We start from the raw sequence: 26,749 nt of genomic DNA on the forward strand, positions 1-26,749 counted from the left end.
GGCGTTTTTCTTGACAAGGTGCATTTGCTCTGGTATCGTTCAAAACAATCTATCAATACCCCTGTCTCTATTACCTTTTGATTTGGGTTACACGCATCAAATAAAAGGTCAATATTTATGCTTTTGCACATAGCAGAGGTTTGATAACTGTTGATTGTTGACTGTTGACAGATTTACCCAGGTTGCTAAAGGAACTTGTTACAATGTTGAGAGACATAGTTTATTCTTTGATTTCGGCAGGCTATAAAATACCCAAATCTGTAGAAGAAAAAATAAGTCGATTTTCTTACCAAAGTTACTTAGCGGCTCTTTTGAAGAAATTAAGAATTAACTGTGTCCTTGATGTGGGAGCTAATATCGGTTACTTTGCAGAAAACATCAGGAAAGTCGGTTATAAAGGACAGATTCTCAGTTTTGAGCCACATCCAGAAATTTTTCCTACTCTTCAAAAGAACTTTAAACACGATACCCTTTGGCGAGGATATGATTTGGGACTTGGAAGTGAGGATGCTTTGGCTACCTTTAATTTGAACTTCTATTCAGAACTGAGCTCATTTCTAGTTCCTAATGTTAGTATGCCAAAAACTGTTAATTCCTGCGAAGTCAAGATCAAACCTCTAGACTCTCTTTTGGATGATATCCTTACTTTAGTACCTGAACCACGTATCTTTCTAAAGATGGATACTCAAGGATATGACATTGAAGTTGTTAAGGGTGCAAGTAAATGTATAGATAGAATTCTGTGTTTACAATCTGAAATCTCTGTGCGACCTAATTACATTAACATACCATCATATTTGGATGCCTTAAGGTATTATGAGTCCCTAGGTTTTGAGCTTGTTGATTTATTTGCTGCCTTTCGTACTCCTGAAGGTTATGTTACTGAATATGATTGTTTGATGGTGCGTTCTAAAACATTGGATGTTGCTGAAATTCATTAACATTCATTAGCTCGAAAAATTTTCGGTGGAGACTGAATATGGAGCAATACAGTTGCTGTTAAGCCTTTTTCTCTCCCCCTACCGGCCTCAAAAAATAAATTTCCCCTGAACCATATTGGGATATGTAGGTGAAGGGGCTGTTGACAACACCTCCTTCACTCCTTTAACAGTAATTATCAGTCTTGATGGAATAATTTGTTTTCTGGAAGTCGCTAATTTTATTGCTAAGAATCTAAATCTAGAGCTTGTATCCCTTGGCGTTCTACAAAAGTTAGCATACTTCCCAACTGTAACCAAATCAGCAAAGCAGTTAGAAGAGCAACTGGTATACCAATTCCACAAGCAAGTAAGGGCGGAAGACCAAATATTTCAAAACCGGAACAGAGAAACACACAAAGACCAATAGTAACTCCTATAAATGGTATAGATACATCTTTAATTGCTATACGAGAGCCAGAAGTTTCTGCACCATCGTCTTGCCATTTCTGAACACTTAATTTCAATGTTCCCCATAACGCAAGATCTGAGGTAACGGCTGCAAACAATCCAACAATTAATAGAAAATAGGGTGCTTGTTGAGGAATATAGTACATGAAAACTCCTGTGATTATTGAGTGTAAAATTGTGATTTTGTCATTCTGAATGACAAAGATTTTTTAACAGTTACCAGTTATCAGTTATCAGTCATTGTTGCTTGATAACTGATAACTGTTCACTGTTTCAAGGATTTCGGTAGAACAGCAGCGACTCCTTCTCTAGAAAACGCTGTCAAAACTCCAATCGCTACGTTGAATAAGCGAGTTGGTTGTAAGTCATCTTTGATTAAATTCCACAAGCGTTGGACTTCTTCTGTATGAAGACGATCATCTTCAGTCAAAGCAAGCGCTAACTGTCGTCGGAGAAATTTACCTTCATCAGAAAGTAGATATTGCAATCCCAATTGAGCTGTCGGTAAGACGTCAAAGTTACTATCCGTGCGGGCGATCGCAATCAAATTTTCTAACCGAGACCACTGGAATCTATCATGTTTGAAAAGCACATTCAGCAAACGTCGCCGCAGTTGTGGAGATTCTCCTGTTAGTAAGCGCCTTGCAACGTAGGGGTATGCGACTTCCACAATTTTGAAATTTGGGTTGAGGCTCAAAGCTATTCCTTCCTGAGTCACCAGAGAACGAATAATCAGAGCAAACTTACTAGGAACTCGGAAAGGATATTCATACATCAGTTCCGAGAACTCATCGGTGATCGTTTTGAAGTTAAAATCCCCAACGTTTTTACCAATAGCATCTCCCAGAACTGTTTCTAATGCTGGTACTATAGGGTGAATATCCGTATCAGGAGTCAGAAAACCTAGCTTAACAAAGTCTTCAGCTAATTCGTTGTACTCTTTATTAACTAAATGTACGAGTGCATCTACCAGAGTTTCTTTTGTTGTTTCATCCAACTGATCCATCATACCAAAGTCTATGTAAGCCATACGACCATCGGGCATGGCAAATAAATTACCTGGATGTGGATCAGCATGGAAAAAGCCATGTTCTAAGAGTTGTTGTAAACCAGAGGTGACGCCAATTTGGATGATTAACTCTGGATCTAAACCAATTTCGCGGATTTTGTTTGTTTCGGTCAGTTTGAAACCGTTAATCCACTCTAGAGTTAAAACATGGGTATTGGTATAACGCCAATATATCTCTGGTACTTTCACTCGAAGATCATCGCGGAAGTTATTGGCAAATTTCTCTGCGTTGCGAGCTTCGTTGATGTAATCTATTTCTTCAAATAACTTGGTGCCAAACTCGTCCACAATCATTGTGAGATCATGACCCAAGTTTAAGGGTAACCAAGGACTTAACCAACCCGCTGCCCATCGCATGAGATAAAGGTCGAGTGTCAGAATTGGACGTAAGTTGGGGCGCTGTACCTTCACCGCCACTTCTTCACCGCTTCTCAAACGACCGCGATAAACTTGACCTAAGCTAGCCGCTGCAACCGGAGATGGGGATAACTCGCTAAAAATTTCGTCAATTGAACGCTCTAGTTCAGTTTCGATAATTTTGTAGGCGAGTGCGTTATCAAAAGATGGTAACTGGTCTTGTAGCTTTACCAGTTCGTTGAGATAATCTTTACGTATCAAGTCTGGTCGTGTTGACAGGGCTTGACCTACTTTAATAAAGGTAGGACCTAGGCGAGTCAGCAACTGGCGCAATTGAGTCGCTCGTTTGAACTTGTTTTGTTCCTCTTGATTTTGCCATTCATCCCACTTGAGACTCAGAATAAATACCGCAAAGAACCAAATAACCTTTATCGCCCGCATCCAAGCTAGCCAGGGACGGTAGCCGTAGTAGCGGGCGATCGCCTTTGGATCGTAGCGTCGATTATTTTCTTGTGTAAGGGTCTGCCAATTCACTCCCTTATTTTCCTCTTTAACTGAAAAAGGTTTTACTTTCTAGAGCTCAACAAGGATGCCCTGTGGGCTATACAAATGCATTAGCATTTCCTTTATTGTTCCTTGTTATTTAGTTAATCTTTACTTAACGTTACTTTTTATCTATTATTTTATATTAGTACATAAAAGTATATATACTTAAGCAACCTTAAGATAGAAAATTTTTATCAACCATTAGCGCAGTGGATATGACCACGAGTAGTTCTTCCAAGAGGAGCTCCTCCTGTGCCGGGTATGGTAAAACATGTTAGTGAAGGCATGGACAAGGAGAGTCAGTGGACTCTTGCGCGTTTCGATGCGTTGAAGCATCTCGCGTAGACAAGGAAGTTTTTTTGTCCCAACCAACTACGATGATGATCACATCTCCCTAAACCTTATGCCTTTGTTCAAACTTGGGTGTTTTCCCTGGCTGATGAATGTTTAAAGCACATATGTGAGCTGTAAACAACTTCTAAATAAATTTTTTATATATTTATAAAGTTTAATTCACATAAGTACAGTTTTTGAAAAAATTACAGAACGTTATGTAGAATATTACGGATTCATTGGTCGGCACATTATTCTGATGAGCCAAGCCAAGAGTGATCACTATTACATCCATAACTGAGGAGTGGCTGAGTCGTGAGCATTATTCACCGTTTGACAAGTCGTAAGCGGCTGTCTTACACAGTTGCGTTTGTCGCTAGTGTTATTACTGCTCTGCTTATTGGCTGTTTTGCAACCCCTAGTTTTTCTAGTGAAACCTCTATACCCTCTACACGTCACAAATATCTTTGGCCATTTGCATCCACATCGCCTTGGAATATGCCAATCGGCTCGAATGCACGATACATCAGCGCAAACTTTGCTAGAGCGGCCTATGCTGGTGCCGATAGAGAATATTTCTTCAAATCCAAGGATGAAAATCCATGGAACGGATATCCGTGGCGTGAAGTTTATGCTCCTGGTGCTTGGGCTGAAGGACGCTGTACAGGCACGAAATCTTTGGATAATACCTGGCTGCCAATTCCAGATGACCTCATTATTCCAGACGCGACAAACAACCCTTATCACACTCCTAATAATGCATCAGCCTTCCTGATGCCTGATGGGAAAACCCTAATACAGCTTGAACCTCTTGCTCGCTGTCAAAAAGCCGGTCCAGTCTACGGTTGGCGTTATCCAAATGTTGATATTTACGGGGATGGAATCGGCGGGGCACATTTTGGTTCTGGTCTTTCTTCTATTGGTGGTTCTATTCGTCAAGGTGAACTGATCAGCAAACAACCAATTCATCACGCCTTAAAAGTTGTCATTTGGGGAGAAAAATACCTCTATTACTCTGGGTCTAATCCTGGGTATCGCTGGCCAGCAGATAGGGCAGATTCCAATGCAGCCAATCAATATCATGGTAAAAACCCCTCTTTGGTACAGGGGACATTACTGGCAATTCCTCCAAACGTAACTGAAGAAAATCTCAACTTACAAACACCTGCGGCGAAAAAGTTATTTCATGCCTTGCAAGATTATGGTGCTTACGTCGTTGACGACGCAGGCTGGGATTCTCACTACTTTGCAGTAGAGCAAGGAGTTACAGAAGAATTTCGCAAGGCTTTTGGCTACGATTTTGAAGGCTCAAGTGGTTTGTTTTATGAAGACTTTATGAACCTATTCCAAGCACTTTACATTGTTGATAACAATGGTCCAGATAGTATTGGTGGTGGTGGAACTCCGCGTGTAGCTCTTGCTCCCCCTATTGGAGATTAACTATGTTAAGCTAAGCTAGAAATCACCTGATATCTAGTATTCTTTTCAACAAGACCCAAAAAACCGGGTTTCGAGAGAAATTAAGGTTTCTACGAGCAGGCATTCTCAATAAACCCGGTTTTTTACTCAGATCCAAGATCTAAGGTCACGTTGTTTCAAAGCCAAGTTTGTGTTTTGACCAATTTTTTGAGCAATTTTATAGGCTTTTCAATGACCCCACCTATACCGAAAGTTAGGTGGGGTCATTGAATGACTGCAAAATTACCCCGTTTTTCTTGCACATCCTCAACAGATGTGAAGTATCCAAACGGAGGTTTAAGGAAAAATAGTCATCAGAAAAATTAAGATTGTTTTAAAGAAGCTAATCAAGCTAACCTGAAACAATTGTAAACTCTTGATTGGCAAGGGTCACCAATCCTGATCATGGATTGAAATTATTGGCGAGATTTATGAGCTACTACATTTCTCCCCGCTTTTTAGATAAACTTGCAGTTCACATTACCAAAAATTACCTCGACCTTCCTGGTATTCGAGTCCCCTTAATTTTAGGTATTCACGGACGCAAAGGCGAAGGCAAGTCATTTCAATGTGAATTAGTTTTTGAGAGAATGGGTATCGAAGTGACTCACATCTCCGGCGGCGAACTGGAAAGTCCAGACGCTGGAGATTCAGCACGTCTGATTCGTCTGCGCTATCGAGAAACTGCAGAACTGATTCGCGTACGCGGCAAAATGTGCGTGATTATGATTAATGATTTGGATGCAGGTGCTGGACGCTTTGATGAAGGAACTCAATATACAGTCAACACTCAGTTGGTAAATGCCACACTGATGAATATTGCCGACAATCCTACCGATGTACAACTTCCGGGTAGTTACGATGCAACGCCTTTACATCGTGTACCGATTATTGTCACAGGTAATGATTTTTCTACCCTCTATGCGCCACTCATTCGGGATGGTCGAATGGAGAAATTTTACTGGGACCCAGACCGAGATGATAAAATCGGCATTGTCGGTGGAATTTTTAGCGAAGATGGACTTGCACGCCAGGAAGTTGAAAAGCTAGTCGATACATTTCCAAATCAATCGATAGACTTTTTCAGCGCTTTGCGTGCCCGAATTTATGATGAACAAATTCGCAACTTCATACACGAAATAGGAATTGAGCGCGTATCTCAACGTGTGGTTAACAGCATAGAAGGTCCACCACAATTTAGAAAGCCTAATTTTAGCTTGTCTGGCTTAATTGAGATGGGCAACTTCATGTTTGGTGAACAACAGCGAGTTGAGAGTTCCCGACTTGTTGCGGAGTATAATCGCAGCTTGTACTCTCGTAATCAATCTGCATCTTCTGGTGCTGTAACACCAACAACTCAGCCGTCAAGCAATAGCCCAAGCCAAGGTACAACATCCAATGGATACCAAAAACAGCAAGTATCAAATACCCATTTGAGCTTGGAGACACAAGAACAGATACGTGAAATTTTGTCTGGTGGTTACAGAATTGGCATTGAGCACGTAGATGAGCGCCGCTTCCGCACAGGTTCCTGGCAAAGTTGTGTCACAAGCCTAATTACAGGTGAACAAGATGCCATATCAACTGTGGAATCCTGTCTTGGAGAATATAGTAATGAGTATGTACGCTTAGTGGCTATTGATCCAAAGGCAAAGCGGCGGGTGGTAGAAAAGATTATTCAACGCCCAAATGGTAAGGTGAGCCAATAACTAAGTTGATGGGAAAGGGGCTTTGTGAATACCACCACTATTCCCCAACCGCATCATCTTGATCGTGCGATCTGCCTTACTTTGCGTAGCGTGCGCTTTGCGCAAAGTAAGGCAGCAGCACACGCTACGCTCTGGTTACCCTAAAGTCCAATCAACAAGCGATCTGCCGGAGCGCGTAGCGTGCGCTTTGCGCTTAAGGCAAGCGTTAGCTCCGGCCCCCTAAGGGGCTAGCTATCGCTCTGGTCATTCCTCAATGGATATTCCCGAATCTTATTTCTATTAATAACAGAATATGCAACTTGATGACTTTACGTCAAATGGTAGAAGACAAAAAGGAAACTCAGTTGTAACGTTCCACCTCCTACCATCGTGCAGCAACAGCGTTAAGCAAGAAGCAGTAAACTCAAAGTGTAATTCACGCTTTTCAAATTCAGACCAAGCAGCTTTGAAGTTCTGACGCGTTAAGTCTTTAAATGCAACTGTCATGTGGGGAGCAAAGGGCCGGGTTTTCCCAACTTTGTCAACAATTCCCAAGTAACTCTCTAAATGCACCATCAAATCAGCATGCAAAGTCAGCAGTTGTTGACTTCTGACGACATTTATGTATATCACACGTGGGACAAAGGCAGCAAACCCACTCAGTGTGATCGAGACTGACTCTCGACGACTGGCAAAATCTCCAAGACATTTTTCTAATCTTGGTACCTCGGTATCTGCCCATTCAAAGGGCGGTTGTAGGGTGATGTGCGGTGGAGATTTTTGTGCGTGACGACTGGCATATTTATCAGCAAAGTATTGCTTGATTTGGTTAGCGTAGTCTTGAATTTTCTGAGGTGGCAACAAAGCTATAAAAAAAGTCATGGTTGGTGATTTACGGACTTACGAGCCAAACATTAACTCTTGTATCAAATCCACCACTGGCAAGCTTTGTTCCATCAGGACTAAAAGCGATGCTGCTCACCCAGTCAGAATGTCCATAAAATGTTGTTATTAACTCGCCTGTTGTTAAATTCCATAGCTTTATTCCATCTTTGCCAGCGCTGGCGAGGGTTTGTCCGTTTGGGTTGATGGCGATCGCATTCACCCAGTTGTTATGTCCGCTCAAAGTACTAACTAATCTTCCAGTGGAAGGATTCCAGAGTTTAATCGTGCGATCGCGGCTCGCACTGACCAAAGTTTTTCCATCTGGTGTAAAATCCACTTTAGTAATTGTATTAGAATGTGCTCTTGAGATTGTACGGATTAATTTTCCACTACTCAAATCCCACAGCTTAATCACACCAATGTTGTCACCACTTGCCAACGTCTGACCATCAGGGCTAATTGCCACGGTATTAATCAAATTATCAAAGCGTGCCAAAGTCGCAAGTGGGCGTTGCTGTAGCAAATCCCACATCCGAATACCATCTGACGCACCGCTCACAAGGATTTTACCATTTGGCGTCACTGCTAAAGATAAGACATTGCTTGTATGCTCAACAAAAGAGCGAGTAAATTTGTTGTTTTTTAGGTTCCAAAGATTAATGGTGTTGTCATTACTGCCACTAGCAAGAGTTTGACCATCTGGCGAAATAACTATAGACTCAACTGCAGTTTTATGCGCTTTGCGGATAATCCCAAACCTTTTGCCAGTTGTTGTATCCCATAAGCGAATGATGCCTTCATTATCATAGCCGCCGCTGATCAGAATTCGGCTATCTGGGGTGAAGACAAGAGATTTAATAGTTCCGGAATGCTCTGTAAATGTATAAATAAGTTGTGGATTCGTAACGCTCGTCGTCGGTTGGGTGACTGGTGCTAGTTCAACTTCAACAGGAGCAGAGATAGCAGATGGTATTCGGATTAAGGGAGTGAGGGCAACAGCACCTGCTACGCTCATAAATATCACAAAATTTTTGGCACTAGTTATTTGAGAGTGAAATGCCTTTGTGCGCCCCCCAAGATGTTTTGCATTCTCGATTTGGGGTAGGAATTTATCCTGATTATCCATATATTTCAAATATCTATTTCAAATATCTCAAGCTCGCCTGTAGCACATTTTAGGGCGAAAAAGACCCGCCCGTAAATGACAATACTGACGTTATACGTAATAGATAATACGATTTTTGAAACGTATATCCCGGCAACTACATAGACTCTTCATCTCAAATTTCAGAGCCAAAATCTAATGATATGGTGGCTTTTTCTTAGAAACACTCAGCATTGGTAAAGCAGCACTTGACGAGCGAGAAGGCAGATAATGTTGCACGACAGGCTCTTCAGGCAAGGGTTGGCGTTGCTGAATCCGCCACCATTTGTAGGCTAACGCTATCCCTGTTGTTCCCAAGCCAAAAGCGAACAACGACCAGTTATCGTCAAATCCACCAATCAATGCATCTATCACCCCCATCGTAATCAATACACTGATAAGTGGTTCTTTACGGTAGGCTGACTTCAAAAAACGAGGGAATACAGCATTCATAACTAGCTTTTTTGTTCCTGTTCACCTTTGATGTATACTTACATTTATTGAGAATATCTCACTCGCATATTGACGCTTTTGTGATATACCCTCAACTTCATTATACTTTTCTGAAGTCGAGGAGACTCTAAAAAGGCATGATTAAGTCAAAACCAGCTGAGATACCCAGCTGGTTTGAGCTTTTGGTCATTTGTACTTACTTCAAACTAATACTCATCCCTCAGTCCCAAAAAAGGTATTCTGAGTTCTGAACGGAGGCTGCGCTTTCCTTGCTCTGCTCCTTCTTCGTCAAAATCCTACTTCAGACCAAGCCATGATAATACTCCTTGGTTGGTAACATATTCAATTACCACCATGAGCAAGAAGCCAATCATTGCGGCTCTACCATTCAAACGCTCAGCATATTCATTAAACCCTAACTTCGGCTCTTCTAACTTGGGAGTTACACTTGGCTGTGGCTGTGTCATCATAAAAACCTCTTTTTGACAAATGAACTTTTAAGTCGATATTTAAGTGACAATACACCTGAGCTATACAGCATAAGCTATTTAGCAGGATTGTCACTGTTTACAATTATTTACGATTCTTAGTTTATTGTAGAAGTACTTTAGCAATCGTCAAGAGCAAAAGTTTGAAGTACAGTAGTAGTATCAGCAGCAATTGTCGCCTCAACGCTCAGTGCTGTTTTTGTAGTTACAACTTTTCGCTCACAACAACTTGTCGAATTCGTAGTTTCTGATTCAAAAGACTAAGGATGAGACTGACAAACTATAAGCCATACAAAAATTCATAAGAGGTCATAAATGGAAATTGGTATTCCCAAAGAAACAAAGGACCAAGAGTTTCGAGTTGGGTTAAGTCCTTCTAGTATTCGAGTCTTACAAGAAAACGGTCATACGGTTTTCGTAGAGACTCAAGCAGGTATTGGGGCTGGATTTACAGATGATGACTACACAAGCGTTGGCGCTAAAATAGTTTCCACCACAGAGGAAGCTTGGAATCGCCAACTGGTTGTTAAAGTCAAAGAGCCACTAGCTGCAGAGTATAAATTTTTGCAGAAGGAGCAAATTTTATTTACATATCTGCATTTAGCAGCTGACCGAAAGTTAACCGAACATCTGATTGATTGTGGTGTGACGGCGATCGCCTACGAAACTGTAGAACAATCAGGTAGCAACAAATTACCTCTGTTAACTCCGATGAGCATTATTGCAGGTCGGTTATCCGTACAATTTGGGGCAAGATTCCTAGAGCGCCAGCAAGGTGGTAGAGGGGTTTTGCTAGGGGGTGTACCCGGAGTTCGAGCAGGTAAAGTCGTGATTCTCGGTGGCGGTGTTGTCGGTACAGAAGCCGCAAAAATTGCTGTGGGTATGGGTGCGGCTGTCCAAATCATAGATGTTAATGTTGAGCGCCTTGCTTATCTAGAAACTTTGTTTGGTTCCAGAGTCGAACTGCTTTACAGCAACTCCGCTCACATTGAAACCGCAGTCAAAGATGCTGACTTACTCATCGGTGCTGTTTTAATACCAGGACGTAGAGCACCCATCCTTGTGTCCCGCAACTTAGTCAAACAAATGCGCCCTGGTTCTGTCATAGTTGATGTTGCTGTTGATCAAGGTGGTTGCGTGGAAACTTTACACCCCACATCCCACACTCATCCTGTTTATCTTGAAGAGGGTGTGGTACATTATGGCGTTCCTAATATGCCAGGGGCAGTACCTTGGACTTCTACCCAAGCATTGAACAACAGTACCCTACCTTATGTATTACAATTAGCAAATTCAGGGATAAACGCACTGACAAATAACCCAGCATTAGCCAAAGGTGTGAACGTGCAAGACCATAAGTTAGTTCATCCTGGATTGCAAGAGGTATTTCCTGACTTAGTTGTGTAGTCGGTTGTCAGTTTAGCATCTGAGAGTTCTTCGCTTGTTTTTGCCTCGTCTTCTTCTTTGTGTGCCTCTTCTTCTGGTACTGTGTTGGTATCTATAAGTGGCAGATACACACTAAAAGTAGCTCCCTGTCCGACTCCGGGACTTTCGGCACGAACACTTCCACCATGCATTTCCACCAAATGACGTACAATTGCCAGTCCTAGTCCTAGCCCACCTTGGCTTCTGGTGATGCTGCCATCAGCTTGGCGAAAGCGATCAAAAACATGAGGAAGAAAATCTGGACTGATACCACTACCCGTATCGCTCACTTGAATAAGTGCTGAGTATTGAGGAGCCTGCGCTGGCTGTACAACGCAGTGGCTCTTCAAAACCGGGAACTCAGTACTGATTGACAATCGTATTTCTACCCTTCCGTCTGGGGGTGTGAACTTGAGTGCATTACTCAGTAGATTCCAAGTGATTTGCTGTAAGCGGTTTGGATCACCACAAACAAAAAAGCGAGTGGAAGAGTGAGGAGGTGAAGGGGATGGAGGAGAGACTTCTGATTGCTTCGCTGAGCGAGCAACGCTACGCGATTTTGAATTTTGAGAAAAGTTGGAGATGTGGTTTTCTCCGTAAGCGATCGCTCCTCGCTCAGCGAGGCTCCAATCTATGCCCTCTGGGCACGCTGGGCTAGCAGTCATCTTCGGTGATTTTGAATTGGTTTGTTTGTTTGTCCCCTCGTCTTCTGTGTTAGTGTGTTCAATAATGTACTCAAGTTGAATATTTTTTGTCTGGGCTTCCAAGCGTACGCTATCTACAACGGTTGAAATCACAGGTATTAAGTTAATCGGACAGAGATTGAGTTGCAGCTTGCCACGCATAATTCGCGAGACATCTAAAATATCGTCTATAAGTTGTGCCTGCAAACTCGCGTTACGTTCAATTGTTTCTAGAGCGCGTGTAATGGCTTTTTCATCCATATTTCGCTGGCGCAGCAGTCTAGACCAACCTAGTATAGAAGTTAAAGGTGTACGAAGTTCATGGGAAAGAGTCGCTAAAAACTCGTCCTTGAGGCGGTTTGCTGTTTCAGCTTCTTGTCGTGCTGTTTGTTCGCGGATGAACTTGATATGTTCTTCTTGTGCTTGTTTGCGCTCTGTCATATCTTCTATCGTGCCGACATAACCAATGACTTTTCGTTCATTGGAAAGCATGGGTGACGAAGACATATGAACCCAACGCTCAACTCCTGTCGGAGTGATAATGCGAAACTCTCCTCTGTACTCAATTCCTTCTCCAGACAGAGCATACCAATCAGCAATAACTCGCTCTCTATCTTCTGGATGAATTGCTTGTGTCCAACCATCGCCTAAACTCTCTTCCTGTGTCATTCCATAGATAGCTTGATATCGTGGATTGACATAAGTGCATTTTCTGAATGTATCTGTTAGAAAAATACCTACAGGTGAGCAAGCACTTAAAGAACGAAACATCTCTTCTCGCTTTCTCAGTTCGGTGTTCATTTCTATCAATTGTGCTGCTTGCCGCTCGATCTTGACGGTTTTCTGAAACAGATCAACAAATGCAGCTACCTTGGATTTCAAAATTTCTGGATGAATAGGTTTAAAGAGATAGTCCACAGCCCCAAGGGAATATCCTCTAAACACCATGTTGTCACTGGTGCTAAATGCTGTTAGAAAAATAATCGGTGTATGGCGCGATCGCTCTCGCTGGCGAATCAGGGCTGCTGTCTCGAACCCGTCCATATTTGGCATCTGCACATCTAATAGAATCACCGCAAAGTCCTGATTGAGTAAACATCGCAGTGCTTCAGCACCAGACGTAGCCCTCACCACATTTTGCTCCAGACTATCTAAAATTGCCTCCAGGGCTAATAAATTTTCTGGATGATCATCTACCAGCAGAACGTTAACTTTTGGTTCAAATGGCATTTCTATCTGTACGCTTTAAGAAAGATATCGAAACGTTTTCACGTCTTTCTATTGACTGTGACGCGTGTACTTATTTTATTCCCACTATCTTAAGTTATAAATTTTAGTTCTGATTGACAATTTTAGTTCAGAGCTCTTTCATATGAAGAATGAGATAAAAACTCTCAAAAAAGATGACAAATTTTAACTAAGTAAGGCGCAATATCTGCTAAAAGTAGAACTTTATCTGCAACTCCAGCTGCTATTGCCGCTTTAGGCATTGTCGAACAAGCCGCTGTTGAAGGTTCTTGTACCACAGTTTTGCCGCCGCGTGCTTTAATTTTTGCCATCCCATGAGTACCATCATGATTTGCTCCTGTCAACAGGACACCAATCAATTTTTCAGCATAAGTATCTGCCGCAGTTTCAAATAGCACATCGATTGACGGCCGTGCATAAGTCACAGGAGCATCAACAGATAAGGAAAAGCTTGGACAAGAAGCTGTGTCGTTTTTTACTTCTACCATGAGATGATAATCTGCTGGTGCTAAATATATGTAACCAGGCACAATTTCTTCCTTATCTTGTGGTTCAGTGACAACTAAAGCACAGTACTGCTGCAATGCAGCTCTTAATTTCTGATCAGAAGCTTTGTAACGGTGTTGAACAATTGCCACAGGTACCGGGAAGTTTCTTGGCAATCCCGCGAGTAAAACTTCAAGGGCATGTAACCCTCCTAAGGATGCACCAACGGCAATAAGTTGAATTGTCATTAGTAGTGAGTAACTAAGGGTTAATGATTAGTAGTTTATGACAACTATGAGCGACTTTATTATGAATTATTATCGAATTCTACGGTAAAGCTTTCCTCCACCTTCTAATTCTTCATAGTCTTGCTCATGTGGAGTAAACTTCAGTGTTTCTTGACGTCCCAAACCCAAAATTCCAAATGAAACCAGACTTTCATGAAAAAGATTATGAACTCGATTTTGTAAAGATTGATTAAAATAAATCAAAACATTACGACATAAAATAATATGAAATTCATTAAAAGAATTATCAGTTGCTAAATTATGTTGTGAAAAAACCATATTCTCTTTAAGATTTGAAGCAAAAATAGCATGGTCATAAGCTGCTGTGTAATATTCTGAAAAAGATTTTCTTCCACCTGATTGTAAATAATTTTGAGTATAGTCTTGCATCAAGTCCAATGGATAAATTCCCGTTTTAGCTTGTCTTAAAACCATCTCATTCAGGTCAGTAGCATACAGTCGGCAACGGTGATAAAGTCCCTCTTCCTGCAGTAAAATTGCCATAGAGTAAACTTCTTCACCAGTAGAACATCCAGCATGCCAAATGCGAATAAATGGATAAGTTCGTAATAACGGCACTACTTTTTTCCGAAATGTCAAAAAAAAGTTGGGGTCACGAAACATAGTAGTAACATTAACCGAAAGGCTACATAAAAATCTCTCCATACATTCGGGGTTATGGAGAACTTTTTCCTGCAGTCCAGAAATACTGGTTAAATTTTCGGCTCGGATGATGTTCCAAATTCGCCGTTTCAGTGAAGCTAAGGCATAATTTCTGAAATCAAACCCGTAGTAACGATGTATGCCTTCTAATAACAATTGAATTTCAATATCTTCAAGCTGCTCTCTAAGCATATATCTATCTCATCATGGCAGTTGCCCAATAAGCTCAACCTCTTTACACTAGATTGCAAGAGCGGAGGAAACCGAAACCGCCCAATGGGAAAGCCCTTACGGGTATGTCCTTTGGACGTTTGCGCGTATGCCTGTGGCATGTACTTTGGGCTTACGGCACTTGCTTTGACTGTCGCTTAACCAGCAAGGGCGGAGTGACGAACCCGTTGCACCGGGCGTGAGAAAGCCCTTCGGGTATGACCTTCGGTCACGCTGCGCTAACGCCAGATGCCTGCGGAGGGAAACCCTCCCGCAGCACTGGTCTCACCGTGATTCGCACTTATTTCACCGCACCGCACTGACTTCCCTGTTCCTACCTTGTTAATGAGGTATGGTTTGCGGGTGGAATTATACTTGTTCTTATTTGTATTCAATATAGCTCTTAGAGTGAACCTTTGATGAATTGTTCGCAGCGTTTCTTGCGTGTGCCCTAAGGCTCAACTTATGGTATTGAAAAGGAAAAAAGATTTTTACCAGACTCCTAAAGTACCGGTACATTAGTCACCCATAGAGGTAAAAAACCAGGTTTGTGTGATCGAAAAGACTGATTTTTCGTTAAGCCACCTTAAAGAAACAAGGTTTTTGGGATTACTGTACCAGCCCTCTAGAGTGAAGAAAAAAGGCGTCGAAGCTTGAAATCCCTGAATTTATATTTATGTAGTTTCCCTTCTGCCTTCTTCATCACCTGTTTTTGGCGCAGGAATTCCTGATAATAAATTCCCACAGATTTTTACTGAAATTATGCAAGATAAATGGATTCATAGTTTTTGTAATACTGTCGATACGTAAGTATTTGTTCTATCGACAGAATACCGTTATGTGAACTTTCTTATTTCGAGAGATATTTTTTTACAAATTCTTTAAAGTTTAGCTTACAAATAATGTCCACTATACATTGATAATTAAAACTTCTGGGATATACTTGCACCATAATATGAGGAACGCAAGTATGATAAATCCAAAACTCAATAAATTACTCCCATTGAGTTTTCTAATTTTCAGTTTTTGCTTTGGTATTGGTATAGGATTATTCATTCGCTTTGGACAATCGCAACCAACAAATGCCTCTACACCATCTACCGATACAGAACCAATTCCTTTCTCGATACCTGAGTATACATCTAGTGACACTATCACCATTCAAGCTGTTGGAGATATTATTCCTGGCACAAATTACCCTGACTACAGACTTCCACGCGATCGCAATCTGCTTCTACCAAACTCAGTGAGAAAACATTTACAAAGAGCCGATCTTTTGTTTGGTAACTTTGAGAGTAGTTTAACAAACCACCCCTATAGCTCCAAGGATATCAGTAAAGGACAAATTTTTGCCTTTCGCTCACCACCAAGCTATGCTCAGCTTTTTGCTGATGTTGGGTTTGATGTGATGAATATAGCAAATAACCATGCTTTAGACTTTGGTTCAGTGGGTTTCCAAGACACAGTTAAGAATCTTAAGGGTGTTGGTATCAAAACATTAGGTCATAAAAATCAAATTCTCTTATTAGAAGTGAATAATGTTCTTGTAGGAATGATTGGGTTTGCTCCTTATAAATTTTATAATTCTATTCACGATTTAAAAACAGCCAAAGCACTAGTACAAAAAGCTAAGAAACAAGCAAGCGTTGTAATTGTCTCAATGCATGCAGGTTCTGAAGGAACTGACGCACTGCGCGTTCAGAATAAAACTGAGTTTTTTTATGGAGAAAACCGAGGAAATTCTATCCAGTTTGCTCGAACAATGATTGATGCAGGTGCAGATTTAGTACTCGGACATGGTCCTCACGTTCCAAGAGCTATTGAAAGATATAATGGGAAACTTATTGCTTATTCTTTGGGAAACTTTTTAGGATACCGAACTTTATCGACAGCCGGTGAAACTGGCTACTCAATGATTTTAGAAGTGAAACTTAACTCACAAGGCGATTTTGTGTTCGGGAAAGTTATCCCTGTACACCTCAATGCTCAAGGAATTCCTCATATTGACCAGCATTTTAGGACAGTGAAACTGTTGCGTTATTTGAATAATAAAGATTTTCCCAATAACTCAATGAAGATTAATAAAAAGGGTGAAATTGTAGTCGCAGAGAAAGAGTAAAGTCAAAATAATTCGTAATTGTTAAAATCTCGTAAAAATCTCGTTTCCAGGTTCTGCCTGGAAATGCATGCAAAGCGGCAGAGCCGCTTTGTAAGGGAGGCTCTGCCTCCTAATAGGTATTCCCAGCCAGAGACTGGGAACGAGGCAAGATGGGCAGAGTGCCTACCCTACGTTGGATTCGCACTTATGACTATCTCATGGCAGCACAAGTACTAGCAGGTGTTGGCTGTTCCCGTTGTGGACCAGTCTTGGTAGGATCATAAGCGACCAGCACCACCTGACCTTTTTCATTGAATATCCACCCTCTTGCTGGTACTATGGGTTTGTCAGTTGAACTGGTAGATGGCTGATGATGAGTTTTTGTACTTTTGGAACTGACTGTACTGGCGACAGGCTTGACTAAATCCACACGTACGTTATCACCACTGAGGACTTCCTTTGGATCAGGTGGAAATCCGCCACGTCCAGTGATGATAAATTCTCCACCTGCTCGTAGACAGGGATTTTGGGCAATCTGCTGTGCGGGATCGGTGACAGTTTCTGGGAATTCAAATAACCCTTGGCTGGGGTCAACATCTGGGGTGTTAATGTTGACAGTACCACTCAAGTTTGGATTATTTTGGGAAATAGCGGTGATGTCACTGGTCGGTAAATTTCTTGGGTCTAGTACAGTAAAATCTGTGGTATTCAGACGTTGCTCAAGTTCTTGCCGACTGAGTGGGGTGATTCCAAACAGACCTTGAGTTTTAATTGTGATTTTCCCACCGCTACCGTTGAAAGCATTGGCAGTAATATCACTATTTTCACTAGGAAAGGCGACTACGAAGCCATCTTTGGCATTGATAGTGATTTTACCACCATCGCCACCACCACTCTTTGGTGTACCAGCTGTTGTAGATATCAGACTCTGGTTACGCAACAGCAATAAGTCTTGCACTTGGAGGTTTTCGATATTGCCTCCATTACCGGAAAGGCTAGTAGTAGTAATTGAGCCTTTGTCTAGTCTCAAGTTACGAGCAGTGATATTGACGATGTTGCCAGCATAGCCTCTTCCAAGACTACTGGCTGTTATTTGCGCTCCATCTCGAATAGTTAACTGTTCAGTTGTTACGCTTAAGTCTCCTCCATTACCGCTTGAGCTTGAAGTCGTAGAAGTAAATATTCCACTAGGAATTCTACCATCAGCTGAAGTACCGACCAACTCTACTGACTTGGCTGTGATTTCTACAGTTCCTCCTGAACCTTCAGCACCAGTTGATGCACCGATGCGCGAACCATTGTTCACGAAAAGCTCGTTTGCCTTAATAGTTAATTTTCCAGCATCGCCAGAACCAACAGTATCAGCAGTAATAAACGCTCCATCGTACAAGGAGATTTTGCCTGTTGGTACATTGATAATTAAATCCCCAGCATTACGTTTGCCGAAAGTACCAGTCCCTAAACCTGCTTGTCCTCGCAATTCCACCAAATCAGTCGCATTGACTGTTACTGTTCCTCCATTAAATTTTGGTTCAGAAGAGCTAGCTTCATCTCCTGATATTATTGCTGCTCCATTTCGGATTATTAATCGTCCAGTATTAATATTTATGTTTCCAGGTACACCACCGTTAATATTTGATGTTGTTATTCCCGTTTTAGTCTTCTTAAGAATATCAACTGCTGATTCAGTTAACTCAGGAGTAAATGATCCAGGGCTATTGCCTACAATTTCTATTGATTCATCGGCATTAACTGTGATATCACCGCCTAGAGTCTCCTGGGGAAGTTTGAAAGTTTGGAATCCAGTCAAAAGATCACTATCATTACGGATAATCAAGTTTCTGGTTTTTATATTGATATCACCAGCATTACCAGTTCCAGTTGTAACGATTCCTAACCCGGTTCCAGACAAGTTTTCAGATAACCTTGGCGAGCTTTCCAGAAGATTTCTGACTAACTGGTTACTTGGTTGAGATATATTAGAGATATTGGTACTGACTATTCTAATAGTATCATTAGCATTAACATTAATATTTCCACTATTAGCTGAGCCAGTTGTCAAGTTAATTATTCGAGCAAAATCGGTAAGAGCAATTGATTGAGCGGAAAGTTCAATATTACCTCCAACCTGATTTCCAGGAGCATTACCGAAAGAAACACTATCAATAATGCTATTGTTGATGGCTAGATTACCACTACTGTTGAGAGTAATATTACCACCCAATAAACCAACTGATTCGATGGTAGTACCTGGTTGAGTAATGATATCGCCGCCAGCCGTCAAACGAACGTCTCCACCATTGCTATTGATAACAAGTTGACCATTTGGATCAACAAAGAATTTTGCGGAGACATCCACTGCGCCATTGATGGTTAGATTATTACGAGCATCAATAATAACAGCACCACTCGCTGCTTGCAGTTTACCCTGTATATCTATATCGCCTGCTGATAGGGTTAGATTTTGACCTACTCCTACTTCTAATTGAGATCCCTGTACCTGAATCGTTTCTGGATTATCCCGAAACCCCAACCCAATCGGAATATTTATAGTCAACAGTGGTGGTGCTTGTGGATTAGTAGCGCTAAACTCAAACCCATTATCAAACACGAAGCTGTTCGCCGTGCTTCCCAAAAATGAACCACCAATATTCAAACTGGCATTTGGTCCAAAAATAATTCCTGCCGGATTGAGTAAAAATAAATTAGCTCCACCATTGGCTTTAATCAAACCATCAATATTAGAAATCGAACCACCCGTCACCCGGCTGATAATATTTTGTATATTGGCTGCATTGTTGAAAGTTGCCGAACCACCAGTGGGAACTGAAAATTCTTTGAAGCTGTGAAAAAGATTTCCTCCTCTTGTTGTCCCGTCATTGATGTTGAAATTTTTTCCATCAGGGCTGGTAACGGTGGTAGACACAGTTCCATCAGAAGTTACTTCTTGGGCTTTGACTGTATTTACAAAAGTCAAACTTCCCATAATACATAGGGGTAAGGTGAATAAAAATAGCGAATGCGTTTTGCGCCCGCTTCGCGATGCTCCTCTTGGGAGCCTTACCTGGCGCGATGCTGCTTTGCAGCCGCTAGGCGATCGCCAATCATGTTTCATAAATTTAAAATTTAAAATGTTTGTTTGTAAGGATTCTAATTGAAAATGCTTTCTTAAGAAATCAAAGTTCACTAATTTATATAATTAGCGGGCTTTCACGCGATCGCCTAGGGTTAGAAACCCCAGGCTAATAGCAAAAGTCCTCTCAAGAGGACTAAATTCTTCCCAAATTTTGTTTTCAGTCTACTTAAGTATACTTATGCTAAAGGCCTGTGAACTTGAGTTCTGGGCGGACGAGATTTAATTAGAGAATGCTGCAATAATTATCATTTAACGCTCAAAATTTCTCGATTCAAAACTTGATTTAACTTTCCACTCCGATAACCTTCTAAATCTAATGTTACGTAAATAAAACCAAACTCCTGAAAAGCAGAAACAATTGATTGCAAATCGTTTTTAAAAACAAACTCTTTAATTTGTTCTGGTGGTAATTCAATTCGTGCTGTCTCTCCTTCAGAACGCACTCGCAAATTTTGGTAACCTAACTTGCGTAAATAAATTTCTGCCCTACCGACTCGTTGTAACTTAGCTACGGTAATTTCTTCACCGTAAGGAAAGCGTGAACTCAAACAAGGTTGCGCCGGTTTATCCCACCAAGGTAAACCGAGTTCTTTGGAAATTTGGCGAACTTCTGCTTTGGTAATACCGATTTCTGCTAAAGGCGATCGCGCACCTCTTTCTTTTGCAGCCTGAATTCCTGGGCGATAATCATGTAAGTCATCGGCGTTGACTCCATCCACCACATACGGATAACCCAATTCAATAGCTAAGGGTTTGAGGGTGTCGTGCAGTTCACTTTTGCAAAAATAACAGCGGTTGACAGGGTTAGAGGTGTAATTGGGATTTTCCATCTCGTGTGTGGAAATAATTTGATGAGGAATCCCAATTGTCGCTGCTTGAATAGAGGCCTCTTCTAACTCTTCTGGTAACAGCGAGGGAGACATAGCCGTGACAGCTAAAGCGCGATCGCCTAAAACATCATAAGCTACCTTCGCGACCATTGTGCTATCCACTCCACCAGAGTAGGCTATCAAAGCCTGCTCCATTTCTAAAAATAATGCTTTTAATTGCTCAAGTTTTTCTTTTCGCATCATTTTCCAATCTTGCCCAAATGGTATCGCAGCTCATGAATTCTATTTTAGGAGGGCAATCAAGGAATGAGGAAAAAAGATACAGATGAGAAGAAGTCAGAAGACAGAATTCTGACTCCTGACGACTGACGCCTCTATTCTCCTTGGTTAGAAATTTCAGCTATAACTTATACACCACAGATTCTTTTGTGTCATTTCTATGCTGTAATGACTGAAAACTCACTCAAGACTATGAATACACTACTTGCTCAATCAATTGTTAACGGTATTGCTTTAGGAAGCATTATTGCTTTAGCTGCAGTTGGACTGACTCTCACCTACGGAATTTTACGGTTATCTAACTTTGCTCACGGTGACTTTTTGACATTGGGAGCTTATCTAACACTGCTTGTAAATACGAGTGGTGTCAATATTTGGTTATCTATGGCGATCGCCGCGATTGGCACCGTAGCAGCAATGCTGTTATCAGAAAAGTTGCTATGGTCCTATATGCGCTCTATCCGTGCGACTTCTACCACTTTCATTATCATCTCTATCGGGCTTGCCTTATTCCTTCGTAATGGCATTATCCTGATTTGGGGTGGTAGTAACAAAACTTACGATTTGCCTGTTCCGATCGCAATGGATATTCTCGGTGTCAAAGTCGAACAAAACAAATTATTAGTTCTATTCCTAGCCGTCGTCGCAATTGTAGTACTACACTACATTTTACAAAATACCAAAATTGGCAAAGCAATGCGGGCAGTGGCTGACGATTTGGACTTAGCTCGCGTTTCCGGTATAAATGTGGACCAAGTTATCTTGTGGACTTGGGTAATTGCCGCTAGTCTGACATCTTTGGGTGGAAGTATGTATGGCTTAATTGGAGCCGTGCGACCAAATATGGGATGGTACTTAATTTTACCTTTATTTGCCTCTGTGATTTTAGGAGGAATTGGTAACCCTTACGGTGCGATCGCAGGAGCTTTTCTCATTGGTATTGCTCAGGAAATAAGTGCTATTACTCCACTGGGTTCTCAGTATAAACAAGGGGTTGCGCTGTTAATCATGATTTTAGTGTTGCTCGTTCGTCCCAAAGGTTTATTCAAAGGTACGATTTAAGCAACACCAAAAGTTAGATTTTCCCCACTTTAACTTACCGTTGGTCAGCTTAAAGATGGGGATTTCAACAACCACCGTTTTAGTCCGTTAAAACGGACTTCGGCTAAAAGCCTGTGAAATTAATTTCCGGGTGGTCGTGTATAGAATGAAATCGCTCTACCTAATTATTCAATAATATGGAAATAATAGGCAGCTACGAGCAAGTTGAGAGCTAACAGCGCCACAGCCCAACCCAAACGAAAGGGATAAGGAGCTTTAGCATTACTTTTAGCAACGTCTTCACCTGGTTTTTTGGCAGCGGGAACTGTTTTAGCGTCAGCAGTCATTGTGTTCTCTCCTACTTTAAAGACTTTTTAACAAATACCAAACAGCTGTCATGTATAGCGAGATTCTTCAAGAATATTTTTGTAGATTTCGCAGCACAAATCAGCAAAAATAAACAAAATGTAGCACTAAGACCCGTAGAGAATGGTTTAGCATCTGGTAAAGCTTACTCTTCAACGCCTGCGTGATAGGAACTGCGAACCAGAGGACCAGAACGAACATGGCTAAATCCCATTTTCCGTGCTATTTCGCCTAATTCATCAAATTCTTCTGGTGTCCAATATTTTTGGACGGGCAAATGTTCCAAGGAGGGGCGCATATACTGACCGATTGTTAGGCGATCGCATTCCACTTTGCGCAAATCTTCCATTGTCTGAACAACTTCCTCGACTGTTTCTCCATGCCCTAGCATCATACCTGACTTGGTGGGGATAGAAGAATCGATTTCTTTGACAACTTGCAAGACAAAAAGCGAGCGATCGTACTTTGCTCCTCGGCGCACTGGTCCTTGTAAGCGTTGCACTGTCTCGATATTATGATTAAAACAAGCTGGTTTCGCCTTCACAACTTTATCTATACGCTCACGTTGACCTTGCTGTCCAGCACCTGCACCACCCCAAAAATCTGGTGTCAACACCTCAATTTGAGTTTCTGGGTTTAGCTGTCGAATCGTTTCCATTGTCTTGACAAAATGACTTGCTCCTTGGTCTGGCAAGTCATCTCGTGCGACAGAAGTCAGCACAACATAACGCAATCCTAAAAGCTGCACTGCTTGTGCCACTTTTTCCGGTTCTTCAGAGTCAAGAGGCATAGGCGCATGACCTTTATCGACTTGACAAAAAGCACAAGACCTGGTGCATGTAGCACCCATGAGTAAGAAAGTTGCAGTTTTTTGGGAGTAGCACTCTCCTCGATTCGGACAGCGCCCCTCTTCACAAATCGTATGAATTTGGTGCTGCTTAATAATACGTTGTACTGTAGAAAGTTCGCTAGCTTTGCCTATTGAACGACGCAACCACGTAGGCATTGCCATTATTTCAGATTTCAGTTGGGCTTGTTGTGAGGAAGTCATGCAATCAGAATTCACCGAGTCAGAAATCAGAATTCAGAATAAAATTAGCATAGCTTGTTATTAAGAAGAACGAAGAACGCAGGATATCGCGATAAATAACCCGATCAATAAATAGAGTGCAAGCCCGTTAGTGGCCATGACTGAATTCACCAATTCTTTACTCTACAAAATTCTGGCGTTGGTAGTTGCGCATAAGCGCAACTATCAAGACATGACTAACCTACTCGTTATTTACTGCACTCACTTGAGTAGTTACAACTGTTGTCGGTTGTAAAATTGAAGTATGAGCAATGGAATTGTTAGCCAAAGTAAATATTGGATTTGACAAGATTCCAGCGATAGAAGTGGCGATTAATGTCATCACCAAGCCCACCTGTAAAGGTCTGTAACCAGGTAAACTCCAACTGACTTGTGGATAATTCTTCACCACATCAGACATTTCATGAGGTTCTTTAACAACCATCATCCTGACTACGCGGATGTAGTAGTAAATGGAGACGACAGTAGTCACTAACCCCAGCAGAACTAGTCCGTATTGTCCAGCTTGCCAACCAGCCCAGAATAAATAAATTTTACCGAAGAATCCGGCTAGTGGTGGAATACCGCCTAAGGACAACAGAGAAATGCTCAACCCAAGTGTCAAAAGTGGGTCTTTTTGATACAAACCAGAGTATTCGGCAATTTGGTCAGTTCCTGTCCGCAGGGAAAACAGAATCACGCAGCTAAAACCGCATAAGTTCATGAACAGGTAGATCAGCAGATAAAATACCATGCTGGCATATCCTGCTTCTGTTCCTGCAACTAAGCCAATCATAACGAACCCGGCTTGACCGATGGAAGAATAAGCCAGCATCCGTTTCATGCTGGTTTGGGCGAGGGCGACGACGTTACCCAACACCATACTCAAGATCGCGAGGGCGGTGAAAACAAACTTCCATTCGTCAGCAACGAGAGGGAAGGTTGTTGTCAGCAAGCGAATGGCTAAAGCAAACCCAGCAGCTTTGGAACCAACTGATAAAAACGCAATCACTGGCGTGGGTGCGCCTTCGTAAACGTCTGGTGTCCATTGGTGGAAAGGTGCAGCGGAGATTTTAAAGCCAATACCCGCAACCACAAAAACCAAAGCAATCACTAAACCTAGAGATTGACCAAAACCAGATGTCGCTATTTCACTGGCGATCGCACTCAGTTGAGTTTCTCCACCCGATAAACCGTACAACAGTGAAACTCCGTACAAAAACACTGCTGTACTCGAAGCACCAATCAATAGGTATTTCAGTGCTGCTTCGTTAGAGCGGGGGTCACGCTTAGTGTAACCTGTGAGCAAATAAGAGGAAATACTCAGGGTTTCTAAAGAGATGAAAATCATCACCAACTCACTCGCCCCGGATAGAAACATTCCTCCCAGAGTCGCAGTGAGCAAAATCGCTATGAATTCCGCTAAAGCGGTACCACTTTGTTCAACGTAGCGAATCGACATCAAAATGGTGACAGCGGCAGATAATGCTACAATGCCGCGAAAGACGATACTTAAGTCGTCACCATTAAAGGCACCGCCAAAAGAAATGGGATTTGTACTCTCCCATTCAAAGAACAGGGCGACGATAGAAGCAAGTAAACCTGCAATTGCTAGATATCCAATCCAGCGCGAGGATGTCCGCCCTAAAATCAAATCAACAATCAAAACTCCCAAGAGGGTGACAATCACAATCCCCTCTGGCAGAATTGTTCCAGCATTCAACGCTGATGCAAGATTAGCAAAATCCATGAGCTGTATTGGTTTTGGCTATCAGACATAATGGTCTAACTGTGTTCATTCTATTGTCTTTTGCTCGTGTTGCATCCACTTAATGTATTGGGGGATTCCTACCATCAGATTAAATTATGTTTAAGTTTAGTCAGTCCGATTGAACAACCGAAGTAAAACTAACGAAAAGTTGATCTCATACAATTAAGCAGACCAGCCATAGACTGATCTGCTTGCATACAAAGCTGTGGAAGCAGTTTTTTAGAAACTGCTAATCCTGTTGCATATTAAGTTTCGCAAGGCGAATGCTTCTTGTGCCTTTCGACAATTGCTGGTGAAGCTTGATTCATCAATCACTTCAAGCCTTAATAGCGTCCCCTACCAGAATATCCACCGTTGCTTCTGCCACCCCAGCTACCACCGCTAGAGCGACCACCTTTCTCCTCGCGTGGTCTGGCTTTATTGACTTTCATCACACGATCCATCCACTCAGCACCATCTAGGGCTTGAATCGCTTTGTCCTCCGCTTGTTCTGATTCCATTTCTACGAAACCAAAGCCACGGGCGCGACCAGTTTCCCGGTCAGTGGGTAATTGAACTCGCGTTACAGCACCATACTCAGAAAACACTTTGCTCAGATCTTCCTGTGTAACGCTGTAGGATAGGTTACCTACGTAAATTGACATGAAACTCTCCAGAATCCAAATATAAAGAGATGTCTATCCGGAGAGCTGCTTGCAGTAATTGATAATAACAAGGTCAGAATCGCCGAATTTACTTCTCTACACTTATGCTAACACAGCTTTTCTTAAATAAAGGTTAAATCTAGCCTTTGTTTTTGATTTTGACTATTACCTTTTACTATATTTTCTATATAGTAGATCACTTACTTAAATACTTCCTAAGACAGATGACTTTTACAGTTTTTTTAATAAAAATTACCGTGCTCAGTCGATAAATATATAGCAAGAACAAATTAATTTAGTATTAACTTCTTTTTTATTTTTAAGAATTTAGTTTTCGACAAAAAGTTCCTTTGGGTAAACAAAGGCATAAGGGAGAAGTCAAAGAACACAGGCAAAGGAGAAAACAGAGATCAGCGAGGTTTTTGCCTGTTTTATCCTTGTTGGTCACTTCAGAAATGAATGTCAAAAGCGCCCCTTGGGGGGCACAGCACCAGGGACGAATAGAACAAACAAGTCAAATTCTTTTTCCTTGTGCTGTGTCGCCTTGTTTTTTGAGAGTTTCAACAAAGACGTATAATTTCTAAAGCACCGGTACAGTTATCCCAAAAAGCCGGTTTTTGCTGGAAAAACGGAGTTTTCGTAAGATGAACTCAAAAAAACCTGGTTTTTTACCTGAAAGCGTAATCAATGTAGCGGTGGGGCAG

Annotated in this window: 21 protein-coding genes; 6 read left to right on the forward strand and 15 right to left on the reverse strand. The window is 41.7% G+C overall.

Features of this window, described 5'->3' with window-relative positions; translation table 11 throughout:
• Window positions 1-203: 203 nt before the first annotated feature.
• Complete coding sequence (locus DP117_RS14755) at window positions 204-941, forward strand: FkbM family methyltransferase (RefSeq protein WP_169219053.1); 738 nt, start codon at window positions 204-206, stop codon at window positions 939-941.
• 224 nt (window positions 942-1,165) lie between these two features.
• On the opposite strand, the gene DP117_RS14760 is transcribed toward DP117_RS14755, so the two are convergent.
• On the reverse strand, window positions 1,166-1,534 hold the full coding sequence (locus DP117_RS14760) for a hypothetical protein (RefSeq protein WP_169219054.1): 369 nt from the start codon (window positions 1,532-1,534) through the stop codon (window positions 1,166-1,168).
• A gap of 119 nt (window positions 1,535-1,653) precedes the next feature.
• A complete protein-coding gene (locus tag DP117_RS14765; protein ID WP_169219055.1) occupies window positions 1,654-3,348 on the reverse strand; it encodes an AarF/ABC1/UbiB kinase family protein in 1,695 nt (564 codons plus the stop codon).
• A gap of 660 nt (window positions 3,349-4,008) precedes the next feature.
• On the opposite strand from DP117_RS14765, the gene DP117_RS14770 reads away from it, so the two are divergent.
• Both DP117_RS14770 and DP117_RS14775 read left to right on the forward strand, forming a co-directional pair.
• Window positions 4,009-5,133, forward strand: a complete 1,125-nt coding sequence (locus DP117_RS14770; RefSeq protein WP_339381251.1) for a hypothetical protein — start codon at window positions 4,009-4,011, stop codon at window positions 5,131-5,133.
• 449 nt (window positions 5,134-5,582) lie between these two features.
• Window positions 5,583-6,860: a ribulose bisphosphate carboxylase small subunit gene (locus DP117_RS14775; protein WP_169219056.1), complete on the forward strand. Its 1,278-nt coding sequence runs from the start codon at window positions 5,583-5,585 to the stop codon at window positions 6,858-6,860.
• 279 nt (window positions 6,861-7,139) lie between these two features.
• On the opposite strand, the gene DP117_RS14780 is transcribed toward DP117_RS14775, so the two are convergent.
• The 4 genes from DP117_RS14780 to DP117_RS14795 all read right to left on the reverse strand — a co-directional run bounded on the left by DP117_RS14780 (window position 7,140) and on the right by DP117_RS14795 (window position 9,788).
• Window positions 7,140-7,721, reverse strand: a complete 582-nt coding sequence (locus DP117_RS14780) for a 2'-5' RNA ligase family protein (protein WP_169219057.1) — start codon at window positions 7,719-7,721, stop codon at window positions 7,140-7,142.
• Window positions 7,722-7,731: 10 nt separating this feature from the next.
• Window positions 7,732-8,739: a WD40 repeat domain-containing protein gene (locus DP117_RS14785; protein ID WP_169219103.1), complete on the reverse strand. Its 1,008-nt coding sequence runs from the start codon at window positions 8,737-8,739 to the stop codon at window positions 7,732-7,734.
• Between the two features lie 285 nt (window positions 8,740-9,024).
• Entirely contained in the window at window positions 9,025-9,321 is a 297-nt protein-coding gene (locus DP117_RS14790; protein ID WP_169219058.1) for a hypothetical protein, read from the reverse strand.
• A 296-nt stretch (window positions 9,322-9,617) separates the two neighbouring features.
• Window positions 9,618-9,788, reverse strand: a complete 171-nt coding sequence (locus DP117_RS14795) for a chlorophyll a/b-binding protein (protein ID WP_169219104.1) — start codon at window positions 9,786-9,788, stop codon at window positions 9,618-9,620.
• 336 nt (window positions 9,789-10,124) lie between these two features.
• On the opposite strand from DP117_RS14795, the gene ald reads away from it, so the two are divergent.
• On the forward strand, window positions 10,125-11,216 hold the full coding sequence (gene ald, locus DP117_RS14800; protein ID WP_169219059.1) for an alanine dehydrogenase: 1,092 nt from the start codon (window positions 10,125-10,127) through the stop codon (window positions 11,214-11,216).
• Here ald and DP117_RS14805 read toward each other — a convergent pair.
• The 3 genes from DP117_RS14805 to DP117_RS14815 all read right to left on the reverse strand — a co-directional run bounded on the left by DP117_RS14805 (window position 11,174) and on the right by DP117_RS14815 (window position 14,793).
• Complete coding sequence (locus DP117_RS14805) at window positions 11,174-13,147, reverse strand: ATP-binding protein (RefSeq protein WP_169219060.1); 1,974 nt, start codon at window positions 13,145-13,147, stop codon at window positions 11,174-11,176. The two genes, ald and DP117_RS14805, sit on opposite strands and share 43 nt — an antisense overlap.
• Before the next feature lie 164 nt (window positions 13,148-13,311).
• Window positions 13,312-13,899, reverse strand: a complete 588-nt coding sequence (locus DP117_RS14810; protein ID WP_169219061.1) for a chemotaxis protein CheB — start codon at window positions 13,897-13,899, stop codon at window positions 13,312-13,314.
• Between the two features lie 69 nt (window positions 13,900-13,968).
• Entirely contained in the window at window positions 13,969-14,793 is an 825-nt protein-coding gene (locus tag DP117_RS14815) for a protein-glutamate O-methyltransferase CheR (RefSeq protein WP_169219062.1), read from the reverse strand.
• Between the two features lie 988 nt (window positions 14,794-15,781).
• Between DP117_RS14815 and DP117_RS14820 the strand changes: the two genes are divergently transcribed.
• A complete protein-coding gene (locus DP117_RS14820; protein ID WP_169219063.1) occupies window positions 15,782-16,930 on the forward strand; it encodes a CapA family protein in 1,149 nt (382 codons plus the stop codon).
• Between the two features lie 190 nt (window positions 16,931-17,120).
• Here the strand turns inward: DP117_RS14820 and DP117_RS14825 are convergent, their stop codons facing one another.
• Both DP117_RS14825 and larE read right to left on the reverse strand, forming a co-directional pair.
• Entirely contained in the window at window positions 17,121-19,886 is a 2,766-nt protein-coding gene (locus tag DP117_RS14825; protein WP_169219064.1) for a filamentous hemagglutinin N-terminal domain-containing protein, read from the reverse strand.
• A 404-nt stretch (window positions 19,887-20,290) separates the two neighbouring features.
• Window positions 20,291-21,118, reverse strand: coding sequence for an ATP-dependent sacrificial sulfur transferase LarE (gene larE / locus DP117_RS14830; protein WP_169219065.1), 828 nt, complete (start codon window positions 21,116-21,118; stop codon window positions 20,291-20,293).
• Window positions 21,119-21,346: 228 nt separating this feature from the next.
• Between larE and DP117_RS14835 the strand changes: the two genes are divergently transcribed.
• On the forward strand, window positions 21,347-22,216 hold the full coding sequence (locus DP117_RS14835; RefSeq protein WP_169219066.1) for a branched-chain amino acid ABC transporter permease: 870 nt from the start codon (window positions 21,347-21,349) through the stop codon (window positions 22,214-22,216).
• 164 nt (window positions 22,217-22,380) lie between these two features.
• Here the strand turns inward: DP117_RS14835 and psaX are convergent, their stop codons facing one another.
• The 4 genes from psaX to DP117_RS14855 all read right to left on the reverse strand — a co-directional run bounded on the left by psaX (window position 22,381) and on the right by DP117_RS14855 (window position 26,045).
• Window positions 22,381-22,542: a photosystem I protein PsaX gene (gene psaX / locus DP117_RS14840; protein ID WP_169219067.1), complete on the reverse strand. Its 162-nt coding sequence runs from the start codon at window positions 22,540-22,542 to the stop codon at window positions 22,381-22,383.
• Window positions 22,543-22,706: 164 nt separating this feature from the next.
• Window positions 22,707-23,612, reverse strand: coding sequence for a lipoyl synthase (gene lipA / locus DP117_RS14845; RefSeq protein ID WP_169219068.1), 906 nt, complete (start codon window positions 23,610-23,612; stop codon window positions 22,707-22,709).
• Window positions 23,613-23,832: 220 nt separating this feature from the next.
• A complete protein-coding gene (locus DP117_RS14850) occupies window positions 23,833-25,380 on the reverse strand; it encodes an NAD(P)H-quinone oxidoreductase subunit N (protein WP_169219069.1) in 1,548 nt (515 codons plus the stop codon).
• A 344-nt stretch (window positions 25,381-25,724) separates the two neighbouring features.
• Window positions 25,725-26,045: an RNA-binding protein gene (locus DP117_RS14855; protein WP_169219070.1), complete on the reverse strand. Its 321-nt coding sequence runs from the start codon at window positions 26,043-26,045 to the stop codon at window positions 25,725-25,727.
• Window positions 26,046-26,749: the final 704 nt, after the last annotated feature.

Origin of the sequence: Brasilonema sp. UFV-L1 (assembly GCF_012912105.1) — a bacterium.
Lineage (GTDB): Bacteria > Cyanobacteriota > Cyanobacteriia > Cyanobacteriales > Nostocaceae > Brasilonema.

Excerpts from the sequence above, each read along its gene's own strand:
- DP117_RS14815 (WP_169219062.1), bottom strand. The coding sequence starts at position 14,793 with ATGCTTAGAGAGCAGCTTGAAGATATTGAAATTCAATTGTTATTAGAA.
- DP117_RS14795 (WP_169219104.1), bottom strand. The coding sequence starts at position 9,788 with ATGACACAGCCACAGCCAAGTGTAACTCCCAAGTTAGAAGAGCCGAAG.
- DP117_RS14760 (WP_169219054.1), bottom strand. The coding sequence starts at position 1,534 with ATGTACTATATTCCTCAACAAGCACCCTATTTTCTATTAATTGTTGGA.
- DP117_RS14780 (WP_169219057.1), bottom strand. The coding sequence starts at position 7,721 with ATGACTTTTTTTATAGCTTTGTTGCCACCTCAGAAAATTCAAGACTAC.
- psaX (WP_169219067.1), bottom strand. The coding sequence starts at position 22,542 with ATGACTGCTGACGCTAAAACAGTTCCCGCTGCCAAAAAACCAGGTGAA.
- larE (WP_169219065.1), bottom strand. The coding sequence starts at position 21,118 with ATGATGCGAAAAGAAAAACTTGAGCAATTAAAAGCATTATTTTTAGAA.
- DP117_RS14850 (WP_169219069.1), bottom strand. The coding sequence starts at position 25,380 with ATGGATTTTGCTAATCTTGCATCAGCGTTGAATGCTGGAACAATTCTG.
- DP117_RS14835 (WP_169219066.1), top strand. The coding sequence starts at position 21,347 with ATGAATACACTACTTGCTCAATCAATTGTTAACGGTATTGCTTTAGGA.
- DP117_RS14755 (WP_169219053.1), top strand. The coding sequence starts at position 204 with ATGTTGAGAGACATAGTTTATTCTTTGATTTCGGCAGGCTATAAAATA.
- lipA (WP_169219068.1), bottom strand. The coding sequence starts at position 23,612 with ATGACTTCCTCACAACAAGCCCAACTGAAATCTGAAATAATGGCAATG.
- DP117_RS14855 (WP_169219070.1), bottom strand. The coding sequence starts at position 26,045 with ATGTCAATTTACGTAGGTAACCTATCCTACAGCGTTACACAGGAAGAT.
- DP117_RS14805 (WP_169219060.1), bottom strand. The coding sequence starts at position 13,147 with ATGCCATTTGAACCAAAAGTTAACGTTCTGCTGGTAGATGATCATCCA.
- DP117_RS14785 (WP_169219103.1), bottom strand. The coding sequence starts at position 8,739 with ATGAGCGTAGCAGGTGCTGTTGCCCTCACTCCCTTAATCCGAATACCA.
- DP117_RS14775 (WP_169219056.1), top strand. The coding sequence starts at position 5,583 with ATGAGCTACTACATTTCTCCCCGCTTTTTAGATAAACTTGCAGTTCAC.
- ald (WP_169219059.1), top strand. The coding sequence starts at position 10,125 with ATGGAAATTGGTATTCCCAAAGAAACAAAGGACCAAGAGTTTCGAGTT.
- DP117_RS14820 (WP_169219063.1), top strand. The coding sequence starts at position 15,782 with ATGATAAATCCAAAACTCAATAAATTACTCCCATTGAGTTTTCTAATT.
- DP117_RS14810 (WP_169219061.1), bottom strand. The coding sequence starts at position 13,899 with ATGACAATTCAACTTATTGCCGTTGGTGCATCCTTAGGAGGGTTACAT.
- DP117_RS14790 (WP_169219058.1), bottom strand. The coding sequence starts at position 9,321 with ATGAATGCTGTATTCCCTCGTTTTTTGAAGTCAGCCTACCGTAAAGAA.